Origin of the sequence: Rhodococcus sp. NPDC076796 (assembly GCF_040702765.1) — a bacterium.
Taxonomy (GTDB): domain Bacteria; phylum Actinomycetota; class Actinomycetes; order Mycobacteriales; family Mycobacteriaceae; genus Rhodococcoides.
This window is the reverse complement of record NZ_JBFBMS010000002.1, coordinates 321,514-341,640: the sequence shown is the minus strand read 5'-3', so window position 1 is coordinate 341,640 and position 20,127 is coordinate 321,514. Positions and strand designations below refer to the sequence as shown.

The 20,127-nt window shown below is 66.7% G+C and carries 22 protein-coding genes; 11 read left to right on the top strand and 11 right to left on the bottom strand.

Annotated elements, in window-relative coordinates; all coding sequences use genetic code 11:
• Window positions 1–3 precede the first annotated feature (3 nt).
• Complete coding sequence (locus tag AB0366_RS06840; RefSeq protein WP_121872946.1) at window positions 4–813, top strand: alpha/beta hydrolase; 810 nt, start codon at window positions 4–6, stop codon at window positions 811–813.
• Here the strand turns inward: AB0366_RS06840 and AB0366_RS06835 are convergent.
• Entirely contained in the window at window positions 807–2,171 is a 1,365-nt protein-coding gene (locus AB0366_RS06835; protein ID WP_366243204.1) for an MFS transporter, read from the bottom strand. The two genes, AB0366_RS06840 and AB0366_RS06835, sit on opposite strands and share 7 nt — an antisense overlap.
• A 78-nt stretch (window positions 2,172–2,249) precedes the next feature.
• Here AB0366_RS06835 and AB0366_RS06830 point away from each other — a divergent pair, with 78 nt between their 5' ends.
• Window positions 2,250–2,852, top strand: coding sequence for a TetR/AcrR family transcriptional regulator (locus AB0366_RS06830; RefSeq protein ID WP_366243203.1), 603 nt, complete (start codon window positions 2,250–2,252; stop codon window positions 2,850–2,852).
• On the opposite strand, the gene AB0366_RS06825 is transcribed toward AB0366_RS06830, so the two are convergent.
• Window positions 2,849–3,733, bottom strand: coding sequence for an A/G-specific adenine glycosylase (locus AB0366_RS06825; protein ID WP_121872947.1), 885 nt, complete (start codon window positions 3,731–3,733; stop codon window positions 2,849–2,851). The genes AB0366_RS06830 and AB0366_RS06825 overlap by 4 nt on opposite strands.
• A gap of 90 nt (window positions 3,734–3,823) precedes the next feature.
• On the opposite strand from AB0366_RS06825, the gene AB0366_RS06820 reads away from it, so the two are divergent.
• The 3 genes from AB0366_RS06820 (at window position 3,824) to AB0366_RS06810 (ending at window position 6,179) form a co-directional block, all read left to right on the top strand.
• Entirely contained in the window at window positions 3,824–4,450 is a 627-nt protein-coding gene (locus AB0366_RS06820) for a carbonic anhydrase (RefSeq protein WP_037195038.1), read from the top strand.
• A 91-nt stretch (window positions 4,451–4,541) separates the two neighbouring features.
• Window positions 4,542–5,288 (top strand): hypothetical protein, encoded by a 747-nt coding sequence (locus AB0366_RS06815; protein WP_128645856.1) that lies wholly within the window; start codon window positions 4,542–4,544, stop codon window positions 5,286–5,288.
• Window positions 5,289–5,303: 15 nt separating this feature from the next.
• The gene (locus AB0366_RS06810; protein ID WP_366243202.1) at window positions 5,304–6,179 is read left to right on the top strand and encodes a hypothetical protein; all 876 of its coding nucleotides are present in this window, start codon (window positions 5,304–5,306) and stop codon (window positions 6,177–6,179) included.
• Here AB0366_RS06810 and disA read toward each other — a convergent pair.
• The 3 genes from disA to AB0366_RS06795 form a co-directional block, all read right to left on the bottom strand.
• Window positions 6,176–7,261, bottom strand: coding sequence for a DNA integrity scanning diadenylate cyclase DisA (gene disA / locus AB0366_RS06805; protein ID WP_121872158.1), 1,086 nt, complete (start codon window positions 7,259–7,261; stop codon window positions 6,176–6,178). The two genes, AB0366_RS06810 and disA, sit on opposite strands and share 4 nt — an antisense overlap.
• A gap of 113 nt (window positions 7,262–7,374) precedes the next feature.
• Entirely contained in the window at window positions 7,375–8,772 is a 1,398-nt protein-coding gene (radA, locus tag AB0366_RS06800; RefSeq protein ID WP_037195051.1) for a DNA repair protein RadA, read from the bottom strand.
• A gap of 43 nt (window positions 8,773–8,815) precedes the next feature.
• Window positions 8,816–9,424: a hypothetical protein gene (locus tag AB0366_RS06795; RefSeq protein ID WP_366243201.1), complete on the bottom strand. Its 609-nt coding sequence runs from the start codon at window positions 9,422–9,424 to the stop codon at window positions 8,816–8,818.
• Window positions 9,425–9,712: 288 nt separating this feature from the next.
• Between AB0366_RS06795 and AB0366_RS06790 the strand changes: the two genes are divergently transcribed.
• Genes AB0366_RS06790 through rlmB form a run of 5 tightly spaced genes read left to right on the top strand, consistent with a single transcriptional unit; the run spans window position 9,713 to window position 13,771 of the window.
• Entirely contained in the window at window positions 9,713–10,201 is a 489-nt protein-coding gene (locus AB0366_RS06790; protein WP_027494344.1) for a CarD family transcriptional regulator, read from the top strand.
• A 1-nt stretch (window position 10,202) separates the two neighbouring features.
• Window positions 10,203–10,868, top strand: coding sequence for a 2-C-methyl-D-erythritol 4-phosphate cytidylyltransferase (ispD, locus tag AB0366_RS06785; protein ID WP_366243200.1), 666 nt, complete (start codon window positions 10,203–10,205; stop codon window positions 10,866–10,868).
• A 16-nt stretch (window positions 10,869–10,884) separates the two neighbouring features.
• Window positions 10,885–11,349, top strand: coding sequence for a 2-C-methyl-D-erythritol 2,4-cyclodiphosphate synthase (gene ispF / locus AB0366_RS06780; RefSeq protein WP_366243199.1), 465 nt, complete (start codon window positions 10,885–10,887; stop codon window positions 11,347–11,349).
• Window positions 11,350–11,372: 23 nt separating this feature from the next.
• The gene (gene cysS / locus AB0366_RS06775; protein WP_366243198.1) at window positions 11,373–12,788 is read left to right on the top strand and encodes a cysteine--tRNA ligase; all 1,416 of its coding nucleotides are present in this window, start codon (window positions 11,373–11,375) and stop codon (window positions 12,786–12,788) included.
• Window positions 12,788–13,771, top strand: a complete 984-nt coding sequence (rlmB, locus tag AB0366_RS06770) for a 23S rRNA (guanosine(2251)-2'-O)-methyltransferase RlmB (protein WP_121872162.1) — start codon at window positions 12,788–12,790, stop codon at window positions 13,769–13,771. Before cysS ends, rlmB begins: the two co-directional genes overlap by 1 nt.
• 19 nt (window positions 13,772–13,790) lie before the next feature.
• Here rlmB and AB0366_RS06765 read toward each other — a convergent pair whose 3' ends face one another.
• The 6 genes from AB0366_RS06765 to AB0366_RS06740 are packed head-to-tail and all read right to left on the bottom strand — an operon-like array spanning window position 13,791 to window position 18,792.
• Window positions 13,791–14,645: a biotin-dependent carboxyltransferase family protein gene (locus tag AB0366_RS06765; RefSeq protein WP_366243197.1), complete on the bottom strand. Its 855-nt coding sequence runs from the start codon at window positions 14,643–14,645 to the stop codon at window positions 13,791–13,793.
• The gene (pxpB, locus tag AB0366_RS06760; RefSeq protein ID WP_366243196.1) at window positions 14,642–15,244 is read right to left on the bottom strand and encodes a 5-oxoprolinase subunit PxpB; all 603 of its coding nucleotides are present in this window, start codon (window positions 15,242–15,244) and stop codon (window positions 14,642–14,644) included. The genes AB0366_RS06765 and pxpB overlap by 4 nt, the downstream gene beginning before the upstream one ends.
• Window positions 15,244–16,008 (bottom strand): 5-oxoprolinase subunit PxpA, encoded by a 765-nt coding sequence (locus AB0366_RS06755; protein ID WP_366243195.1) that lies wholly within the window; start codon window positions 16,006–16,008, stop codon window positions 15,244–15,246. Before AB0366_RS06755 ends, pxpB begins: the two co-directional genes overlap by 1 nt.
• 1 nt (window position 16,009) lies before the next feature.
• Entirely contained in the window at window positions 16,010–16,888 is an 879-nt protein-coding gene (locus AB0366_RS06750; RefSeq protein WP_094614623.1) for a metal ABC transporter permease, read from the bottom strand.
• Window positions 16,885–17,718, bottom strand: a complete 834-nt coding sequence (locus AB0366_RS06745) for a metal ABC transporter ATP-binding protein (protein WP_366243194.1) — start codon at window positions 17,716–17,718, stop codon at window positions 16,885–16,887. The genes AB0366_RS06750 and AB0366_RS06745 overlap by 4 nt, the downstream gene beginning before the upstream one ends.
• Before the next feature lie 48 nt (window positions 17,719–17,766).
• Window positions 17,767–18,792, bottom strand: coding sequence for a zinc ABC transporter substrate-binding protein (locus AB0366_RS06740; protein WP_121872168.1), 1,026 nt, complete (start codon window positions 18,790–18,792; stop codon window positions 17,767–17,769).
• Window positions 18,793–18,933: 141 nt separating this feature from the next.
• On the opposite strand from AB0366_RS06740, the gene AB0366_RS06735 reads away from it, so the two are divergent.
• Window positions 18,934–20,040 carry a LacI family DNA-binding transcriptional regulator gene (locus tag AB0366_RS06735; protein ID WP_121872169.1) on the top strand — a complete coding sequence of 369 codons (1,107 nt, stop codon included), beginning with the start codon at window positions 18,934–18,936 and terminating at the stop codon, window positions 20,038–20,040.
• The last annotated feature ends 87 nt before the right edge of the window (window positions 20,041–20,127 follow it).

Here is a 20,127-nt window from a genome sequence, read left to right as displayed (position 1 = left end):
CGAATGCCGCTCGCGAAGCTCAACGGAATCGACCTCAACTACGACGTGACCGGCGACGGTCCGCTCGTGGTGTTGGTGATGGGCACCGGTAGCCCGGGACGAGTCTGGCGAACCCATCAGGTTCCGGTGCTGGTGAAGCAGGGGTACCGGGTTGTCACCTTCGACAATCGCGGTATCGCACCGTCTTCCGAGTGTGCGAGCGGGATGACGCTGGACGACCTGGTCGCCGACACCGCTGCCCTCATCGAGCACCTCGGAGGCGGCGCAGCACGCGTCGTGGGCACCTCGATGGGAGCCCGCGTCACTCAGGAATTGGCCTTGGCCCGGCCGGATCTGGTGTCGCATGCAGTGATGATGGCCACCTACGGCAAGTCGGGCACCTTTCGCGAGCAACTGTCCAAGGGGGAGAAGGACCTGCACGACGCCGGGGTCGAACTCCCCGCGTCGTACCGGGCGGCGATGACTGCGATGCAGAACTTTTCGCCGAAGACGCTGGCCGACGACTCCGCGATCGGTGATTGGCTGGCAATCCTCGAATACTCCGGCGGCAGGAAGACTGCGGGTATGCGGGCGCAGATCGGACTCGAAATGCGGAGCGGGACAGATCGATTGGCGGCGTACCGGAGGATCGCGGCCAAGTCGCTCGTCATCGGATTCGCGGACGACCGGATGATCCCGGTGCAGCAGTGCCGCGACGTCGCCGACGCGATACCGGGTGCGCGCTACGTCGAGATCGCCGACACCGGTCACTTCGGCTACCTCGAACGCCCGGATGCGGTCAACGCGACTCTCGTCGAATTTCTCGCTCAGTAGCGAACTTTCGGCGGCGGTGTGCGAAGGAAGACCACGCAGCACACCGCGGTCACCGCCATCGCTGCTGCCATGGCCGAATAGGCGAATCGAAAGTCCGTCAGCCCGGCGACGATGGTGAGCAGCGCCAACCCCATCGCGCCACCGAACTGCTTGGACGTGTTCATCAATCCTGACGCGGCTCCGGCGTCGGAGCGCGCGACCCCGCTGGTCACCGCAGTGGCCAACGGGGTGTTGAGCAGCCCGCCGCCGATCCCGATCAGAATCGACGGCAGCCCGACTGCCGCGAGGTAGCCAGGCGAATTCGAGGCCGCAGCGAGGCCGAGCAGTCCGGCGGCGGCCAGGGTGGCGCCGGCAGCGGCAACCAGGTGCGAGGGGCATCTGCGCATCAGAGCAGGAGTGACTGCGACGCCGGTCACGACGAGAGCGGCAGTGAGCGGTAGAAAGCCCACTGCAGCCTGCAGTGGTGACCGCTGCAGGAGCTCTTGCATCTGATAGGTCAGGTACAACCAGATCGGTATCTGGAACACCGCACCGGTGAGCAGTGTCAGCAGATTCCCCGTGACCACGGTGCGATCGGCGAACAGCCGCAACGGAATCAGTGGTGCGGTCGATCGACGCAGTCGGAGTACGAATCCGATCGATCCGGCCACGGCGAGAACAGCCGTCGACAGGGACAACGACTGCGAGCCGCCGGCTCCGAGCTGGGTGACCGCCACGGTGGACGCGCCGAGGGCCAACGCCCCGAAAGCGGCACCGACGATGTCGAGCCCGGGCCGATGCGCCTCGGTCCCGGCTCGCCGAGCGTCGAGATGTCGACGAGCCGACATCAGCAGAACGGCGCCGATGGGCAGGTTGATCAGCAGAACCGAACGCCACGAGACGTACTCGGTCAGCGCGCCTCCGGCGATGTTGCCCACTCCACCGCCGGCAACGCTGATGGCCGTCCACACCGCGACAGCACGTGTCCGCATCGGCCCCTCGGGGTAGGTGAGAGTGAGCAACGTGAACGTGGCCGGGGAGACGATTGCTGCGGCCAGACCCTGAACGATGCGCGCGGACACCAGCATCGAGCCGGTGGATGCGACTCCGCCGACAACGCTGGCGGCGACGAACAGTGAAACGCCGAAGAGGAAAACCCCGCGGATGCCTCGGGTGTCGGCTGCGCGGGCTCCGGCGAGCAGGGCCGCGGCGAACGCGACGGTGTATCCGCTGGCGACCCACTGCACGTCTCGATCGTCGATGCTCAGCGCTCGGGCGATCTGCGGCAACGCGATGTTGACGACCGAGGAGTCGAGCACCACCAGCAACTGGGCCAGGCACGCAACGGCCAGAACACCCCACGAACGCTCCCGCGTCATGCTCGACCCCCTCGATTGGTACAGCTGTATAACAGTCGCTTGATACAGTTGTATCAAACGCGGGGAGGTGGGCGGAAGATGGCCGGTGAAGATCGACGAGAGCAGATTCTGGTAGCTGCGGAGCGGGTCGCGACCGTCGATGGGCTGGAGGCGCTGACGATGCGGAGCGCCGCCGCGGCAGCCGAAGTGTCGCTGCGTCTGGTTCAGTACTACTTCCACTCCAAGGCAGGGCTGCTCGACGCCGTTTTGACGCGCTTCTCCGAGCGTGGCTACGCGGACTCTCGATCCAGGATCGCCGCGATCGCCGGCGCTTCGGCAGCCCGACGCCTGCAGATGTTCGCCCGTTCGGTGTTGCCGACAGACGACGAGGGCAGGCGCTTCCATCGGCTGGGAGTGTCGTTCGCATCCTTGGCGATCCGGGAACCGGACCTGGCGCAGGCCGCGTATCGCGCCAATCTTGCTGTGCTGGAGTCGGTTCTGACCCACATGATCGGGCAGGCCGCAGCGGAGAGCGGCTCGGATCGAATCGACGCCGTCGCGGAGGCTCGACTACTCATGGCCTCGTTGCACGGTTTGGGGACGATGACGATGGTCGGGCAGATCGACGAGATCGAGGCGGCCGCTCTGGTGGACCGATTGTTGCTCGGCAGAGCATGGTTCGACGCAAACGGCCGGAGTTAGCCGTCCGAACCCTCACCCGCGAGGGCGAACAATCCCGACTCGGTCTGTTCGATCAATCCGTCGGTCAGCAGTGAATCGAGAGCTCGGTCGCGTTGCGTCGGGTCGGTGGGCCAGACGATGTCGAGTTGGGCGCGCTCGACCGGTCCGGTGCTCTCACGCAGTACCGACATGAGCTTTCCTCGCACCTGACGATCCGTGCCCGCGAACTTCTGGACCTTCTTGGCCGGGCCGGTGTGCGCGGGCCTGCCTGCCTCGATCCAGGCACACTCCGGCAGCGGGCACAGCAGGCATGCCGGATTCTTGGCGGTACAGATCAGTGCGCCCAGTTCCATCAACGCCGCCGAGTAGCGGGCGGCGCGCGGGACACTCTCCGGGAGCAGCTGCTCGACGTCGGCCAGGTCCCGCGAGGTGGAGGGATTCCCCGGCTCGGCGTTGCCGTGCAACGCACGCGCCACGACGCGTCGAACATTGGTGTCGACCACCGGAACTCGCTGACCGTAGGCGAAACACGCCACTGCGCGCGCGGTGTACGCACCGATACCCGGCAGGCCCAGCAGTGTCTCGACGTCGGCAGGTACCTCGTCGCCGTGCTCCTCGGCGAGCACGCGGGAACACTCGTGCAACCGCAATGCTCGACGCGGATAGCCCAACTTGCCCCACGCGCGGAGCACCTCGGCCTGAGAGGACGCGGCCATCGCCGACGGCACCGGCCAACGCTGCACCCACTGCTCCCAGATCGGCGCGACCCGCACCACCGGCGTCTGCTGCAGCATGATCTCGCTCATCAGGATCTGCCACGCGCTGACGCCGGGTCGCCGCCACGGCAGATCGCGTCCGTCGGTGTCGAACCACCCGAGCAGTGCGTCGGCATCGATCGGCAAGTGGTCGCCCTTCTCGTCGTGTCTGTGATCGGTCCCAACAGTAGTCAACCCGACTCGCCGGTAACTCGATCCACGTGCACAATGAGACACATGCCTGCTTCGAATCCGATCGCTGCCTGGAAGTCCCTCAAGGAAGGCAACCAACGGTTTGTCTCCGGAGAGGTCCTGCACCCGTCGCAGGGCATCGAGGATCGCGCCCGCCTCGAAAGTGCTCAGCACCCCAGTGCCATCCTGTTCGGTTGCGCCGACTCGCGTGTTGCTGCCGAGATCATCTTCGACCAGGGCCTCGGCGACATGTTCGTCGTGCGTACCGCCGGTCACGTGGTCGATTCCGCGGTTCTGGGCTCCATCGAGTACGGCGTCGCCGTGCTCGCGGCCCCGCTGATCGTGGTGCTCGGCCACGATCACTGTGGTGCAGTCAAGGCGACCGTCGACGCCCTCGAGAGTGGCGACGTACCCGGTGGGTACATCCGCGACGTCGTCGAACGCGTCACCCCGTCGGTGCTCTCGGCCCGCCGCGACGGCTACCAGGCCGTCGACGAGTTCGAGGCTCGGCACGTCGAGGAGACCGGCAATCTGCTGATGCAGCGCTCGCGGATCGTCGCCGAGAAGGTCGAAGCCGGGGAACTCGCGATCGTCGGCCTCACCTACCAACTGTCGAAGGGACATGCGCAGTTGCGTGAGGTCATCGGCGACATCGGCGAAATGCCTGCCTGAATCAGCTCGGATCCCATTTCGGTGAGTTCGCTGACGCGACACGCCGTGTGGGCTCAGGGATAGCGTGGCTTCGGCCGCATACGGTTGATTCGTGTTGGAACCGACCGGGCCTTTGCCTCCCGAAATCTACTGGCGACGCCGTGCGCTCGCTATCGGTGCGGCCGTTGTCGTCCTCGGATTGATCGTGTGGTTCATCGCCTCGCTCAGTGGCGGTTCCGACGACACCGAGGCCGCTCCCGCAGGCGTCGTTGCGGCTCCGGCGACATCCTCGGCTCTGCCGTCACCCAGCTCTTCTGCCTCCGACGCCGATTCCGCCGGAGCGGGTGGTTCCGGCGGCGGTTCGGGTGGATCCGGTGGTTCCGGCGGCTCGGGTGGAGCCACCGACTCCGCTGCCGGTGGTGGCGCAGCTGCGACCACCAGCGGTGCGCCCGCTCCTGTGATCTCCAACCAGTGCCCGGATCAATCGCTCGCGATCAAGGTGACGCCGGAGAAGGCCACCTACCGTCTGGGCGAAGAGCCCGTGTTCACCGTGGTCATCACCAACATCGGCTCCACCGAATGCCAGCGCGATGTCGGTGCCGGGCTGCAGCAGGCGCTCGTCTACACCCTCGACAATCAGCGCATCTGGTCCAATATCGACTGCTTCCCCAATGCCGCATCGGATCTGCGCACCTTCAAGCCCGGTGAACAGGCCGGCTTCACCGTCAAGTGGTCCGGCACCAACTCGGTTCCCGGCTGTGGCGAGGAGCGCATCCCGGTCGGTGTCGGTGCCTACCAGGCGATCGCCCAGCTCGGCGAGCTCAAGAGCGTGCCGGAGCCGTTCAACATCACCGGCTGAGTACGGTCGAATCTCATGACCACCTCGACAGCTCTCGCCCGCGCCGCCTACAAGACGCTCGAACCCTTCCACGTCACCGCGTACTTCAATCCCGAACTGGGATCGGCGTACGAGGACACCGGCCTCGACGGGCATGCCTGGTACGTCGGGGCTCGGGCGGCTCCGATGGGTCCGTGCGCGCCGAGTGTCGTCGCAGCTGCGTTCTACAACTTCAATCCGGCACTGATCGAGCGTGCGTGGCCTGCCGCCGTGGCCGTCGGTCTCGAGACGGTGTCCGATCGTCGATGGACCCTGCTCGACTCCGTTCTGGGAACGGCACTCGGCTCCCTGGCGAACGACCCTGCGCTCGCAACGTTGGCGGGCCGCCTGGGAGATATCGGCGACACCGCCTCGTTCGCGGGCCGACCGCTCGCCGCCGCGTGGCACTCCGCCGATCGACCCGAGGTGCCGCATCTCGCCCTCTGGCACTCGATCACCGTCCTACGCGAATGGCGCGGTGACGGCCACCTCGCCGCACTGATCGACGCAGAGCTCGACCCCACGGAAGCCGCCGTCTTCCACGAGGCCGACCGCACGACCCCGCAGCCCGGCCGTCGAGCCCTCGGCAAACGCATCACGCAGTTGACCAGGCAGTGGTCCGAGACCGAATGGGATTCTGCCGCTGAACGACTCGCTGCCCGCGGACTGCTCACAACATCCCCCGAGGGAGAGACGTTGACCGATGACGGCCTCACGCTCGATCAGCACATCGAGGATCGCACCGACATCATGGCGTCGGCCGTGTGGAAGAACGTCCCGGACGCCGAGCAGTTGATCACCGGTGCCCGGCCGTACGTGAAAGCCGTGATCGACGCAGGCTTCCTGCCGGGGACGAAGAAGAAGGCGTCCTAGTCGTACGGCCCCGAGATCGACGCCTCGGCCAGTCTGGAGAGGCCTTCACGGATGTGACGAGCCCACAGTCCACCGATGCCGTCGACGGACTGCAGGTCGGCTGCGGTGGCCGCAAGCAGCCCCTGCAGGGTGCCGAACGCGCCGACCAGTCGGTGAATCTGGCTGAACTGCAACCTCGGAACTCGGGTGAGCACCCGGTACCCGCGGGGGCTCATCGGGGTGTCGAGGGCCTCTATGGTCGCGGGATATCCGAAAGCGCGGGCCAGAGTCGTCAGATCCAGCAGATCGACGTCGGTCAGCTTGTCCAGTGCGGCCAGCGCCTTCTCGACTCCGGTGGTGCTCGACGGTTCGTTGCCCGCGAGGTAGTCACGGACGATCAGTTGGCGATCGACGTCGTTGTCGCCCAACAACTCTTCGAGCTGGAGGGCGAGCTGCCTGCCGTCGGTGCCGAGTTCGAGGACGTTCTGCTCGATCTCCACCGACACTCTCCGCACCATTTCGAGGCGCTGCGCGACGGTCAGGGCGTCGCGCAGGGTCACGAAGTCCTCGATCTCGACCACCGAGAGTTGGCGGGTGTTGTCGTCGAGCCTGGCCTTGTAGCGCTCGAGGGTCGCGACGGCCTGATTGGCGCGCGAGAGGATGGTGGCCGAGCCCTCCACGACGTGCCTGATACCGCCGATGTAGACGCTGACGATGCTCATCGACTGGCTCACCGAGACGACGGGGTAGCCGGTCTGCATGGCAGTTCGCTCGGCGGCGCGGTGTCGGGTACCGGATTCGACGGTGGGGATCTTGTGGTCGGGTACGAGCTGCACATTGGCGCGCACGATTCGCTTACCATCGGTCGAAAGCACCACTGCGCCATCCATTTTGGACAACTCGCGAAGTCTGGTGGGCGCGAACTCGACATCGAGCTCGAACCCGCCGTCGCAGATCGCCTCGACCTCGTCGTCGTATCCGAGGACGATCAGGCCGCCGGTGCGGCCGCGCAGAATTCGCTCGAGACCGTCGCGCAGGGCGGTTCCCGGTGCGAGCCGGGCGATGGTCTCGCGCAACGCTGGGGACGGCGTGGTGCCCTCCATGGCCAACCCCCTCGTGTCATGGCAGCGGCTTGGGCTCAGGCTGCGGATACTGTGCGAACAAAGAATACTGCGCTGCTACATGCGGGCAGTCAGACAAAGAATACTGCCCGGTGTCATACGGGTCGCATACGCGTGTAGGTCAACGCCTCGCCGACGTTCGTGACGGTCTTGACCTTGATGCCGTCCGGTATGGGGCCGGCGTCCTCGGGGACGATGGCGTAGTTGAACCCCAATCGCGCGGCCTCGGCGAGACGGCGACCCAGCCCGGCGACGCGGCGCACCTCGCCTGCCAGGCCCACTTCGCCCAGAATCACCATGCCCGGCGGAAGTGGTTGATCGCGGACCGCCGATGCCACGGCCGCGGCCAGCGCGAGATCGGCCGACGGTTCGCTGGTGCGCATCCCGCCGACCGTCGCCGCGTAGACCTCCGCCTTGGACACTTTGACCCCGCAGCGGCGTTCCAGCACGGCCAGGATCATCGCAACGCGGGCGTGATCGAGCCCGCTGACCGCCCGCCGAGGCGACGGCATCGCGGTGTCGACGATCAACGCTTGCAGCTCCGCCAACAACGGCCGTTTGCCGTCCATCGTGACGGTCACGGCAGTTCCGGGCACGGCGTCGCCCCGATGATGCAGGAACAGCCCGGACGGATCACTGATGCCGACGATCCCGGTTTCGCGCAGCTCGAAACAGCCGACCTCGTCGGATGCGCCGAATCGGTTCTTGACGCCGCGAATCATCCGCAGGGTGGAGTGTTTGTCGCCCTCGAAGTTGAGCACCACGTCGACGAGATGCTCGAGCGACCGCGGACCTGCCACCGCACCTTCCTTGGTGACGTGTCCGACGAGCAGCACCGCAACCCCGGTCGTCTTGGCCAGCGTGGTCAGCGCGCTCGTGATGGCGCGGACCTGGGTGACGCCGCCGATGACGCCGTCGACGTCTGCGGCGAGCATCGTCTGCACGGAATCGACGATCAGCAGGCTGGGCTTGACCTGCTCCACGTGGCCGAAGACGGTGGCGAGGTCGGACTCGGCGGCGAGGAAGACGCGCTCGTGTACCGCGCCGGTTCGATCGGCCCGCAACCGCACCTGACCCGCCGACTCCTCGCCGGTGACGTAGAGCGCGCGGCGATCGGGTGCCGAGCGGGCCCACCGATGCACCACCTCGAGCAACAGCGTCGACTTGCCGACTCCGGGCTCGCCGGCAAGGAGCACGACCGAACCGGGGACGAGGCCGCCACCCAGAACGCGATCGAACTCGTCGATCCCGGTGGTGTTGGCCTGCGAGGTGGCACTGCTGATGGTCGTCAGAGCCGCAGCAGGCGTGGTGGGAATCATGGCCCCGCCGCCCGAACGCAGAGCCGATGCACCCGCGCGCGTCGCGAGCGGAGCGGCAGTGGCCTGGACCTCGTCCATCGAGCCCCAGTCACCGCATTCGGGACAGCGACCGACCCACTTGGAGACCGAGTGACGGCACGCGGAACAGCGGTAGCTCGACTTCAGTTTGACCACGCCGAGAGCCTAACGATCGGCGCCGACAGGGTCGGGGCGGCGGCTATTCGCCTTCGCTGTGCTCGGCTACCGCGGACTCGTCGCGCTCGAGCTCGTAACCGGCATCGACCGGAACGTTGACGACGACCTCGCCCGCGTTCGCGAACTCGAACGTGACCGGCAGCGTCAGGCCCGGTCGAACGTTCTCGGAGATGTCGGCCATCTCCACCTTGATCAGCTGGATCGGCAGCAGCGGATCGTCGAGCTGAACATCCGCGGGCGAACCTGCGCCGAGCGCGGTCAGCGGAGCGATCTCGTTGCTGCCTGCTTCCGCCTCGTCGACGATGGTGACCTGAGCCTCGGGGGAGGAGATGTCGGTCAGCTCGTCGGCCACGGTCGGGTTGGAATTGATGGCCGTGAAGCCGAGCTCGACGGTGCCGCCGGGCTCGATGCTGTATTCCTCGGAGGTGGGGTACACCACGTGCACGTTGCGCAGCTGGATGTCTCCGACGTCGACGGAGTTGCCGTTGACCGCGGCGACCTGAGTTGCAGTCTGGGAGATCTGACCTGCGCCGCACGCGGTGAGGGCCAACGCGCCACCGGCGAGAAGAGCGAGGGCGGCGGCCGTCCTGCGATGGCGGCCAAGCGGTGTCGCAGCGTCTAATGCAGTCACTTCGGTCGTCCTCCATGTGGTGCCGGGCCGGCTCGGTCCATCTCGTCCATTAGGCAGAGTAGTAGTTCTCGTCCACCGGCCGCTCGTGGGGTCGGCCAGCGGCCCGATGACGCCAGGTGAGGGTGCCTGTCAGGAGTGGGAACCGCGGAACGACCCTCGGGAAAATGTGGCCCCGGATACACGTCGATCCGTCTGTGTCAACCCCTGATTCGGCACCGCTATGCCCCTGACCTGCACCGTTGATATGAGCCGTGGTATTCTGGGTAAATCGAAAGGGGCACTTGTCACATGATTTTCAAGGTCGGAGACACCGTCGTTTACCCCCATCACGGAGCGGCGCTGATCGAAGCGATAGAGACACGCACCATCAAGGGTGAACCGAGAGAGTATCTGGTTCTCAAGGTCGCGCAAGGCGACCTCACCGTTCGAGTTCCCGCGGACAACGCAGAATACGTAGGCGTTCGCGACGTCGTCGGGCAAGAAGGTCTCGACAAAGTCTTTCAGGTGCTCCGCGCGCCGCACACCGAAGAGCCCACCAACTGGTCGCGTCGGTACAAGGCCAACCTGGAGAAGCTCGCTTCCGGTGACGTGAACAAGGTTGCCGAGGTCGTCCGCGATCTCTGGCGACGCGAGCAGGATCGCGGACTGTCGGCAGGCGAGAAGCGCATGCTCGCCAAGGCACGTCAGATTCTGGTCGGCGAGCTCGCACTCGCCGAGGGAACGGATCAGGCCAAGGCCGACACCATGCTCGACGAAGTTCTCGCTACAGCTTCATAAAGTGAACGGTACTGCCGGCGACGTGGTCGCCCTGGTACCCGCAGCAGGCAAAGGCCTTCGGCTCGGATATGACGAGCCGAAGGCATTCGTCTGTCTGGGTACCGACTCTCTTCTGACACGGTCCGTCGACGGTCTCCGGGCCTCGGGTGCCGTCGATCGCATCGTCCTCATCGTGCCGGCCGAGCTGCTCGACGCGGCCCGCCGTCATGTCGGTGACGACGTCACCGTCGTGGCCGGAGGGCTCGAGCGGACCGATTCGGTACGCGCCGGTCTCGCCGCTGTCGGCGACGCAGCAGTCGTGCTCGTCCACGATGCAGCCCGGGCCCTCACCCCACCGACGCTGATCGCCCGCGTCGTGGCCGAGGTACGAGCCGGACGCTCCGCCGTCATTCCGGTTCTCCCGGTCGTCGACACCATCAAGGAAGTCGACATCATGGGCGCAGTGGTCGGTACCCCGGACCGCGCGAGTCTGCGCTCGGTGCAGACCCCGCAGGGCTTCGACGCCGACGTCCTGCGCCGCGCGTACGACGCAACATCCGACATCTCCACCGACGACGCGGGCCTCGTCGAGCGCATCGGCGAGACGGTGCACTCCATCGTCGGCGATGCTCTCGCGTTCAAGATCACCACTCCACACGACCTGCTACTGGCAAAGGCGCTGCTGTGAACAGTCGAGACGAGCTGTGAGAGTCGGCATAGGCACCGACGTCCATCCCACTGCGCCCGGTCGGCCCTGTTGGCTGGCCGGCTTGCTGTTCGAGGACGCAGACGGACTCGACGGGCATTCCGACGGCGACGTGGCCTCGCACGCCCTGTGCGACGCGCTGCTGTCCGCGTCCGGACTGGGCGATCTCGGATCGGTGTTCGGGACCGGTCGTCCGGAATGGGACGGTGTCAGTGGAGCTGCCATGTTGACCGAGGTCAAGCGGCTGCTCGACGCGGACGGTTTCGCGATCGGGAACGCAGCGGTGCAGATCATCGGCAATCGGCCCAAGATCGGACCGCGCCGCGTCGAGGCCCAGGAAGTTCTTTCGCGGGTGCTCGGTGCGCCGGTATCGGTGTCTGCGACCACCACCGACGGGCTCGGGCTGACCGGTCGCGGTGAAGGAATCGCGGCCATCGCGACCGCACTTGTCATGACGAGGTAAAACCACCGGTAGCATTGCTGGTCGTGACCCTTCACCTACACGACACCGAGACGAGGGCCCTGCGGGAATTCACCCCCTTGGTCCCTGGCCATGCATCGGTGTACCTGTGTGGGGCAACGGTGCAGGGCGAACCTCATATCGGCCACGTCCGCAGCGGCGTCGCGTTCGACGTACTGCGCCGCTGGTTGCTGGCACACGATTACGACGTCGCATTCGTTCGCAACGTGACCGACATCGACGACAAGATTCTCAACAAGGCGCGTGACGCGGGCCGTCCGTGGTGGGAGTGGGCTGCTACCTACGAGCGATCCTTCACCTGGGCCTACGACCGGCTCGGGGTGCTCCCGCCGTCCGCGGAGCCGCGTGCGACCGGGCACATCACCCAGATGGTCCGGATGATCGAGCGTCTGATCGAACGCGGCCATGCCTACGCCGATTCGTGCGGCGACGTCTACTTCGACGTGCAGAGCTTCCCGAGCTACGGCGCACTGTCCGGGCACAAGCTCGACGACGTGCACCAGGGCGAGAGCGTCGCCGAGGGCAAGCGTGACCCGCGCGACTTCACGCTGTGGAAGGGCGCGAAGCCCGACGAGCCGTCGTGGCCGACGCCGTGGGGTCCCGGCCGTCCGGGCTGGCATCTCGAGTGCTCGGCGATGGCGGAGAACTACCTCGGTTCGGATTTCGACATCCACTGCGGCGGGCTGGATCTGGTGTTCCCACATCACGAGAACGAGCGCGCGCAGTCCATGGCGGCCGGAGACGGCTTCTCGCGGTACTGGTTGCACAACGGGTGGGTGACGATGGGCGGCGAGAAGATGTCGAAGTCTCTCGGCAACGTGCTCTCGGTGCCGAACGTGCTGAAAAAGGTTCGGCCGCAAGAGCTTCGGTACTACCTCGGCGGAGCACACTACCGCTCGATGCTGGAGTATTCCGATACCGCACTCGAGACCGCGGCCGTGACGTACCGGGGCATCGAAGGGTTCGTCAAACGAGCCGTCGAACGCGCCGGTGAGGTGCCGATGGGCAAGTGGACGGCCGGATTCGCCGAGGCTCTCGACGACGACCTCGCAGTTCCCAAGGCGCTGGCCGAGATTCACGCCACCGTCACGTTGGGCAACACCGCACTCGAATCCGGTGACCTACCGGCAGCGGTGGAGTACGCAGGCAGTGTGCGCGCGATGCTCGACATCCTCGGTGTCGACCCGCTCGATCCGCACTGGAGCAAAGACAGTGGTTCCGACGCAGCAGCTCTCAGTGCCCTCGGCGTCCTGGTCCAGGCCGAGCTGGAGCGTCGAGCAACGGCGAAGGCGACCAAGGACTGGGCCGCCGCCGACGACATACGCGATCGACTTGCGAAAGCCGGAGTCGACGTGACAGATACACCCAACGGGCCCGAATGGTCGCTGGGTACGAGTAAGACCGACGAAGCAGGTTTGTGATGGCAGGCAATTCGAGTAGGCGCGGCGCAATCCGCAAGGACGGCACCAAGAAGGGACAGGTCGCCGGATCCGGCGGCAAGCGTCGGAAGGGCCTCGAGGGTCGCGGCGCGACGCCGCCCGCCTCCGAGCGCACCAAGCATCCCGCCGCGCGTCGGGCCAAGCTCGCCGAGAAGTCCGCAACGAACCGCGGCGGCAACACCGGTGGCCGCGCGGGTGGACGACCGGCCGGACGCAAGGCCGAAGACGGTCCCGAGGTGGTACTCGGTCGCAACCCGGTGGTCGAGTGCCTGCGCGCGGGCGTGCCCGCCACCGCACTGTGGGTTGCCGTCGGTACCGACAGCGACGATCGACTCAAGGAAGCCGTGCAGCGGGCGGGCGATGCGCGGATCTCCATCCTCGAAGTTCCTCGTTCGGATCTGGACAAGCTCAGTGCCAACGGACTGCACCAGGGCCTGGCCCTGCAGGTGCCGCCGTACCGCTACGCGCACCCCGACGATCTGATCTCGAACGCGCGCACGCACCAGGAGCCGGCTCTGCTCGTGGCGCTCGACAACATCACCGACCCGCGCAACCTCGGTGCCGTCGTGCGATCGGTGGCTGCCTTCGGCGGTCATGGCGTCGTGATTCCGCAGCGTCGCAGTGCCAGCGTGTCCGCAGTGGCATGGCGAACCAGTGCCGGTGCCGCAGCTCGCCTGCCCATCGCGCGAGCAGTGAATCTGACTCGTACACTGAAGGATTGGCAGTCCAAGGGCGTCACCGTCGTCGGCCTCGATGCCGGCGGCGACACCGAACTCGACACGTTCGACGGTAAGGGTCCGGTCGTCATCGTCGTCGGATCCGAGGGCAAGGGCCTGTCGCGTCTGGTCAGCGAGACCTGCGATCACATCCTGTCGATCCCGATGGCGGGGCCGGTGGAATCACTCAACGCATCCGTCGCCGCGGGCGTCGTCCTGGCCGACATCGCTCGTCAGCGTCGCGGATAGGAACGGTCCGGGGCCGGGATCAACCGACAGCGCGGAAGCGGATCCGGGTGCCGGGCGTCAACTGCGCGGCTGCGGACACGTCCGCCGCGGTGACGACGGCGATCACCGGATAACCGCCCGTGACGGGATGGTCGGCGAGAAACAGCACCGGCTGCCCGGACGGTGGAACCTGTAGAGCGCCGAGAACCATTCCCTCACTGGCCAATTCGCTGTCGAGCGCGCGGGCCAGCGGCTCGGAGCCGTCGAGCCTGATCCCGACGCGATCGGTGTCCGGCGTGACCGTCCACGGCTGCTCCAGCAGCAGCGATCGGGCGTGCTCGGTGAACCAGTTCTCGCGCGGCCCGAACGTGACGTGCAGTGTGGCTCGGCTCGATGGCGGCGGTACGAAATCCGCGGCGGGCCATTCCCCGCTGCCGTTGCCGACGGCGACCACATCGCCGGCGGAGAGCGCTGCCGGTCCGAGACCGGACATCGTGTCCGTCGATCGGCTGCTGAGGACGGCGGGGACGTCGATCCCACCCCGCACTGCCAAATAGCTACGCAGACCCCATGTGGGCGTGGTCAATTCCAGTACCTGTCCGGCTCGGACCACGAGCGTCGTATTCAGTCCCTGCACGGTGCCGTCCACGCGGCAGATCACGTGCGCTCCGGTGACGGCCACGATCGCGTCGAACTCGGCGCGTAGCTTCAGGCCACCGAAGGTCACTTCCAGCGTGGCGGCGTCGGAGTTGTTGCCCACCAATCGGTTCGCGGCATCGTGCGAGAGCCGGTCTGCGGCCCCCGAGCGCCCCACACCGATCGACGCATACCCTGGGCGACCGCGATCCTGGACGGTGCACAGTGGTCCCGTCTGCAGAACGGTCAGGGCTCTCATGCCTGCTCGAATCGGACGGTGGTGCCGGGCCGCAGCAGCGCGGGTGGGTCGCGGTCCAGGTTCCACAGTTGCGCGTCGGTGCGCCCGATCAGTTGCCAGCCGCCGGGGGAGGAGCGCGGATAGATGCCCGAGAACTCACCCGCCAGCCCCACCGAACCGGCCGGGACGCTGGTGCGCGGCGACGTGCGCCGCGGAACGTGCAGCCGCGCGTCGGTGCCGACGAGATAGCCGAAGCCGGGTGCGAAGCCGCCGAACGCAACAATCCACGCTTGATCGGTATGTGCGGCAACGACTTCGGTGGTGGACAGGCCGGTCAGTCGGGCCACCTCGTCGAGGTCTTCGCCGTCGTAGACCACCGAGATAGTCACGGTGTCGGACCGGTCGTCGTCCACGTCGACTGCGGGTTCGGTGGCCGAGATCCAGTCCAGTATCGGCTGCTTCGGCCCGTCGAACATCACCAGCACGGTGCGGGCGGCGGGAACCAGATCGACGACTCGAGACGGTGGATCGGCTGTCAGAGAGCGGTAGTACGCCATCGTCTCGTCCAGCCCGTCGAACTCGACGAGCACTGCATTCTCGCCCGCCGGGACAATGCGCATCAGACGAAGGCTGTCACGTCGATACCGTTGCCGCGCAGCAGTTCCGACACGGCCGTTGCCATCGCGACCGCGCCGGGGGAATCGCCGTGCAGGCAGATCGACTCGGCGGCAACGGCGATGCGCGAGCCGTCGACTGCCAGGGTGGTGCCGTCGGTGATCATGGTCAGCACGCGCTGGGCGACGGCGTCGGGATCGGACAGCACGGCGCCGGGTTCCGAGCGGGCCACCAGCGTTCCCTGCGGGGTGTACGCGCGGTCGGCGAAAGCCTCGGTGACAGTGCGGAGCCCGGCTCGCTCCGCTTCGTCGAGGAACGCCGAACCGGGCAGGCCGAGCACCGGCAGCGTGGGGTCGTAGGCGAGAACGGCGTCGACCACGGCCTTGGCCTGAACGCGATGGTGCACGATCGCGTTGTACAGCGCGCCGTGCGGTTTGACGTAGGCAACGGCCGAACCGGAGACCTGAGCGAGGCCGTCGAGTGCGCCCATCTGATAGATCACGTCGGCGGTGAGATCGGCCGAGGAGACGTCGAGAAAGCGTCTGCCGAATCCGGCGAGGTCGTGATAGCCCACCTGCGCACCGATCCGCACGGCTGCGTTCGAGGCCGAGCGGCACGTGCGCAGCAGAGTGGTGGGATCACCGGCATGGAAGCCGCACGCAACGTTGGCGCTCGACACCAGTGCGAGCATCGCGTCGTCGTCCCCGAGAGTCCATGCACCGTAGCTTTCGCCGAGATCGGCGTTGAGGTCGATGGACACCCTCGTCATCCTAGGCGGCAACCAGCCGTCCGGAATTGGCCTTGCGGGTTCCGCCGATCGCACGGCAGACGAGATAGATCACGAAGGAGATGGTGGTGACGAACGTCGACACCGGAAGCCCGGGGGCGAGGGAGAGCAGGATGCCTCCGACGGCGGCGATTTCGGCGAACAGGATGGACAGCAGCGTCGCCTTGAGTGGGCTGGCAGTGACCCGCGCGGCGGCTGCGGCGGGAGTGATGAGCAGCGAGAGCACCAGCAGCGCTCCGACGATCTGGACGCCCAGTGCGCACGCGACGCCGACGAGCACGGCGAAGACGACCGAGAGTGCGCGGACGGGGACGCCGCGGGCCAGCGCCACCTCGGGGTCGGTGCTGGCGAACAGCAGCGGCCGATAGACCACAGTGAGGACGATCAGCACCAGGACGGCGCACACCAGCAGCAACTGGATCCCGCTCTGCCCGACGCCGACGATCTGGCCGATCAGCAGCGAGAAGCTGGTGCCGGTTCGGCCGGGATAGAGCCAGATGAACAACACCGACAAGCCGAGGCCGAAGGACATGATGACGCCGATGACCGAGTCGCGGTCGCGGGCCTTGCTGCCGAGCAGGGCGAACATCACCGCCGCGACCACGGACCCCACGATGGCTCCGAGGCCGACGGTGATGCCGACGAGCAGTGCGGCAGACGCGCCGGTGAGCGAGAGCTCACTCGATCCGTGCACCGCGAACGCCCACTGGCGGCTGACGATCAGCGGGCCCAGTGCGCCGGCGAGCAATCCGAGGATCGCGGCGGCGAGCAGAGCCTGCTGGACGAAGTCGTAGGTCAGGAGATTGGCGGTGGTGTCGAAGTCGAGCATCTTCGAGAATGCGTCGAGAACCTTCTCGTTCATGCCTTGTCTTCTCTGTCGTGCGGCACGGGTGGATGGTGGGCACCGGCCGAGCCGAGTGCATCGATGGAGTCACCGGTTCCGACCACGATGAGCCGGCCGCGCACCTTCAACACCTCGACCTCGGTGCCGTAGAGCTCGGACAGGACCTCGGTGGTCATGACATCGGCGGGAGTCCCGATGCGGAACCGGCCGTCGACGATGTAGACGATGCGATCGACGAGCGGGAGGATCGGGTTGATCTCGTGCGTCACGAACAGCACTGCCGTCCCGTGCTCCCGCCGTCGGCGATCGATGAGGCCCGAGACCAGAGACTGGTTGGCGAGGTCGAGGCTGAGCAGGGGCTCGTCACACAGCAGGACCGACGGATCGCCGACGAGTGCCTGGGCGATGCGCAGCCGCTGCTGTTCACCGCCGGACATCGAGCCCACGGGAGCGCCCGCGAAGGAGTTGGCGTCGACCTGATCGATCGCGCGCTGCACCGTCTCCTTGCGTTGCCGCATGCCGCGCAGGCCCATGCCCCACCGATGGCCGTCCCAGCCGAGGCCGACGAGGTCGCGTCCGCGAAGGGGTAGATCGTCGTCGATGTTGCGTTGCTGGGGCACGTAGCCGACGCCCGACTGGCCGCGACGGACGGGATGGCCGTCTATCGCGGCCGTGCCGGACGTGAGGTGATTCTGGCCCAGCAGCACCTTGAGCAGAGACGTCTTGCCCGACCCGTTGGGGCCGAGAACGGCGATGAACTCGCCCTTCTCGACCGCCAGATCCAGGTTCTGCCACAGCGTGCGCTCACCGAACGCCAGTCCGGCATCGCGCAGTTCTACAGCAGGCATGTACTACAGCTTTCCATCAACCGGTCCGAGATCAGGAGTCGGATCGGCTCAAGGGGTGGTTGCGAGGGCGGCCTGCAGATCCGTCGCTGCCTTGGTCTGCCACTCGAGGTACGTCATCCCGGCGGGCAGAGTCTCGGTGACCTCGACGACGGGGATGCCCGCGGCCTCACTGGTGGAGCGAATGTCCTGTGTCACAGCATCTTCGGTCTGGATGTTGTAGATCAGCGCGCGGACGGACTTCGAGGTGAACAGATCACGCGTTGCGGCGATCGATGCCGGAGACGGGTCGTTGCCCTCCTCGATGGCGTCCTTGAAATCCTCGGGGGTGCGATCGTCGAGATCGGACTCCTCGATGAGGTAGTGCGCGATCGGCTCGGTCTGCGCCACCGGTGCGTCGGGGTGATCGGCAGCGATCTTCGCCGTCACGTCGGTGATGCCGTGGACCTGCTCGTGGAACGTCTCGGCGTTGGCGGTGTACTGCGCAGCGTTGTCGGGATCGAGCTGACCGAGCTTGTCGGCGATCTCCTCGGCGGTGTGTGCGGCGACCTCGGCGTTGTACCAGACGTGTTCGTTGACCTCGCCGTGCGAATGGCCGTGATCGTCCGTTGCTTCTGCTTCTGTTTCCGGTGTCGCTTCGTCGGAGGCGGGCTCGGAGTCGTGATCGTGGCTGTCCTCGAGCAGGGAGAAGGCATCGACCGACGGCACGTCCTGGCCCTCGGATCCGAGGATGTCCTCGATGAACTGGTCGTAGCCGCCACCGTTGTAGACCACGAGCGACGCCTCGGCTACGGAAGCCGCGTCGGCGGGGCTCGCCTCGTAGGAGTGCGGGTCCGCGGACGGGTCGGAGATGATCGACGTCACTGTCGCCAGGTCGCCTGCAACCGCCTCGGCGACGCTTCCCCAGACGTTCGTGGACGCGACGATCGTGATCGGTCCGTCGACCGCGGTGGCCGGAGCCGACTCGGTGCTCGCGGATTCGGTGGAGCTGCACGCGCTGAGTGTGAGGGCTGCGGCGCAGGTCAGGCCCAGTGCAGCCGTGAGCTTGGTCCGGGACGCGCGATGAGTGGACGACATCGATGTACTCCTGTGAGCGGAACTTGACGCTAATGGAAACCGTTACCGTTGTACTCTAGCGCGCAGTGGGGTGACGGATCGAATCGGACGAACGAGACCTCGAGTTTCTCTACGCCGTGTTGTGGGACTAACGTCCCGGTTATGGTCAGGTCAAGCGAACCGCGACGTCAGGCGACGTTGGCGTCGATCGCAGCCGAGCTGAAGGTATCGCGCACCACCGTCTCGAACGCCTACAACCGACCCGATCAGCTCTCTCCGGAACTCCGCGAACGCGTCCTCCAGGCCGCCAAGCGCCGCGGATACGCCGGCCCCGACCCCGTCGCGCGATCGCTGCGCACCCGCAAGGCCGGAGCCATCGGACTGCTCCTCACCGAAGCTCTGAGCTACTCCTTCCGCGACCCCGCCGCGATGAGCTTCCTCGCCGGACTCGCCGAATCCTGCGAAGCCGCCGGACAGGGCCTACTGCTTATCCCCGCCGGAGCCGAACGCGACGACGTGCAAGCCGCAGCCGTCGTCCAACAAGCAGGAGTCGACGGCTTCGTCGTCTACTCCGTCGCCGACGACGACCCCTACCTCGCAGCCGTTCGCGAACGCCACCTACCGATCGTCGTCTGCGATCAGCCTCGCAACATCCCCGAAGCGGCCCTCGTCGCCATCGACGATCGAGGCGCGATGAAAATGCTTGCCGCACATCTCATCTCGCAAGGACACGAGCATCTCGCCGTCCTGTGCATGCGGCTCGGACGCGACCGCCGCGATGGCGTCGTACCCCCGGGGCGGTTGGCGGACAGCCACTTCCACGTCCAACGCGAACGCATCGCCGGAGTCCAGGCAGCCATGATCGACGCCGGACTCGACCCCGACATCCTCACCGTCGTCGAACGCTTCGACCACACCGTGCGCTCCGGCCACTCCGCTGCAGCCCAAGCACTTCAGGCCAACCGCGAAACCACCGCCCTGCTCTGCACCACCGACGTCATCGCCCTCGGCGCACTCAACTTCGCCCGAGTCTCCGGAATCGATGTGCCGAGCCAACTCTCGGTCACCGGATTCGACGGCATCTCCGACGCCATCCGCGAGAACCTCACCACCGTGCGCCAAGACGCCGAAGAAAAAGGCCGTCGAGCAGGCAAACTGGTGCTCTCGTCCTCCCACTCGGGCATCGTCGCCGCCGAAACTCTGCCGACCGAACTCTTCCGCGGCCGAACCGCAGGACCGCCGCCGAAACAGCCGCCCGCTATCGCCTGAGCTTTGCCGCCGCCCCCTCGTTCGCCCGCCCGCCTCCCGGCCCGCCCGCCCGCGTCAATGGACCACTGCACGGCTCAGACGTATGCA

Excerpts from the sequence above, each read along its gene's own strand:
- AB0366_RS06840 (WP_121872946.1), top strand. The coding sequence starts at position 4 with ATGCCGCTCGCGAAGCTCAACGGAATCGACCTCAACTACGACGTGACC.
- AB0366_RS06835 (WP_366243204.1), bottom strand. The coding sequence starts at position 2,171 with ATGACGCGGGAGCGTTCGTGGGGTGTTCTGGCCGTTGCGTGCCTGGCC.
- AB0366_RS06830 (WP_366243203.1), top strand. The coding sequence starts at position 2,250 with ATGGCCGGTGAAGATCGACGAGAGCAGATTCTGGTAGCTGCGGAGCGG.
- AB0366_RS06820 (WP_037195038.1), top strand. The coding sequence starts at position 3,824 with ATGCCTGCTTCGAATCCGATCGCTGCCTGGAAGTCCCTCAAGGAAGGC.
- AB0366_RS06810 (WP_366243202.1), top strand. The coding sequence starts at position 5,304 with ATGACCACCTCGACAGCTCTCGCCCGCGCCGCCTACAAGACGCTCGAA.
- disA (WP_121872158.1), bottom strand. The coding sequence starts at position 7,261 with ATGGAGGGCACCACGCCGTCCCCAGCGTTGCGCGAGACCATCGCCCGG.
- AB0366_RS06790 (WP_027494344.1), top strand. The coding sequence starts at position 9,713 with ATGATTTTCAAGGTCGGAGACACCGTCGTTTACCCCCATCACGGAGCG.
- rlmB (WP_121872162.1), top strand. The coding sequence starts at position 12,788 with ATGGCAGGCAATTCGAGTAGGCGCGGCGCAATCCGCAAGGACGGCACC.
- AB0366_RS06765 (WP_366243197.1), bottom strand. The coding sequence starts at position 14,645 with ATGAGAGCCCTGACCGTTCTGCAGACGGGACCACTGTGCACCGTCCAG.
- pxpB (WP_366243196.1), bottom strand. The coding sequence starts at position 15,244 with ATGCGCATTGTCCCGGCGGGCGAGAATGCAGTGCTCGTCGAGTTCGAC.
- AB0366_RS06755 (WP_366243195.1), bottom strand. The coding sequence starts at position 16,008 with ATGACGAGGGTGTCCATCGACCTCAACGCCGATCTCGGCGAAAGCTAC.
- AB0366_RS06750 (WP_094614623.1), bottom strand. The coding sequence starts at position 16,888 with ATGAACGAGAAGGTTCTCGACGCATTCTCGAAGATGCTCGACTTCGAC.
- AB0366_RS06745 (WP_366243194.1), bottom strand. The coding sequence starts at position 17,718 with ATGCCTGCTGTAGAACTGCGCGATGCCGGACTGGCGTTCGGTGAGCGC.
- AB0366_RS06740 (WP_121872168.1), bottom strand. The coding sequence starts at position 18,792 with ATGTCGTCCACTCATCGCGCGTCCCGGACCAAGCTCACGGCTGCACTG.
- AB0366_RS06735 (WP_121872169.1), top strand. The coding sequence starts at position 18,934 with ATGGTCAGGTCAAGCGAACCGCGACGTCAGGCGACGTTGGCGTCGATC.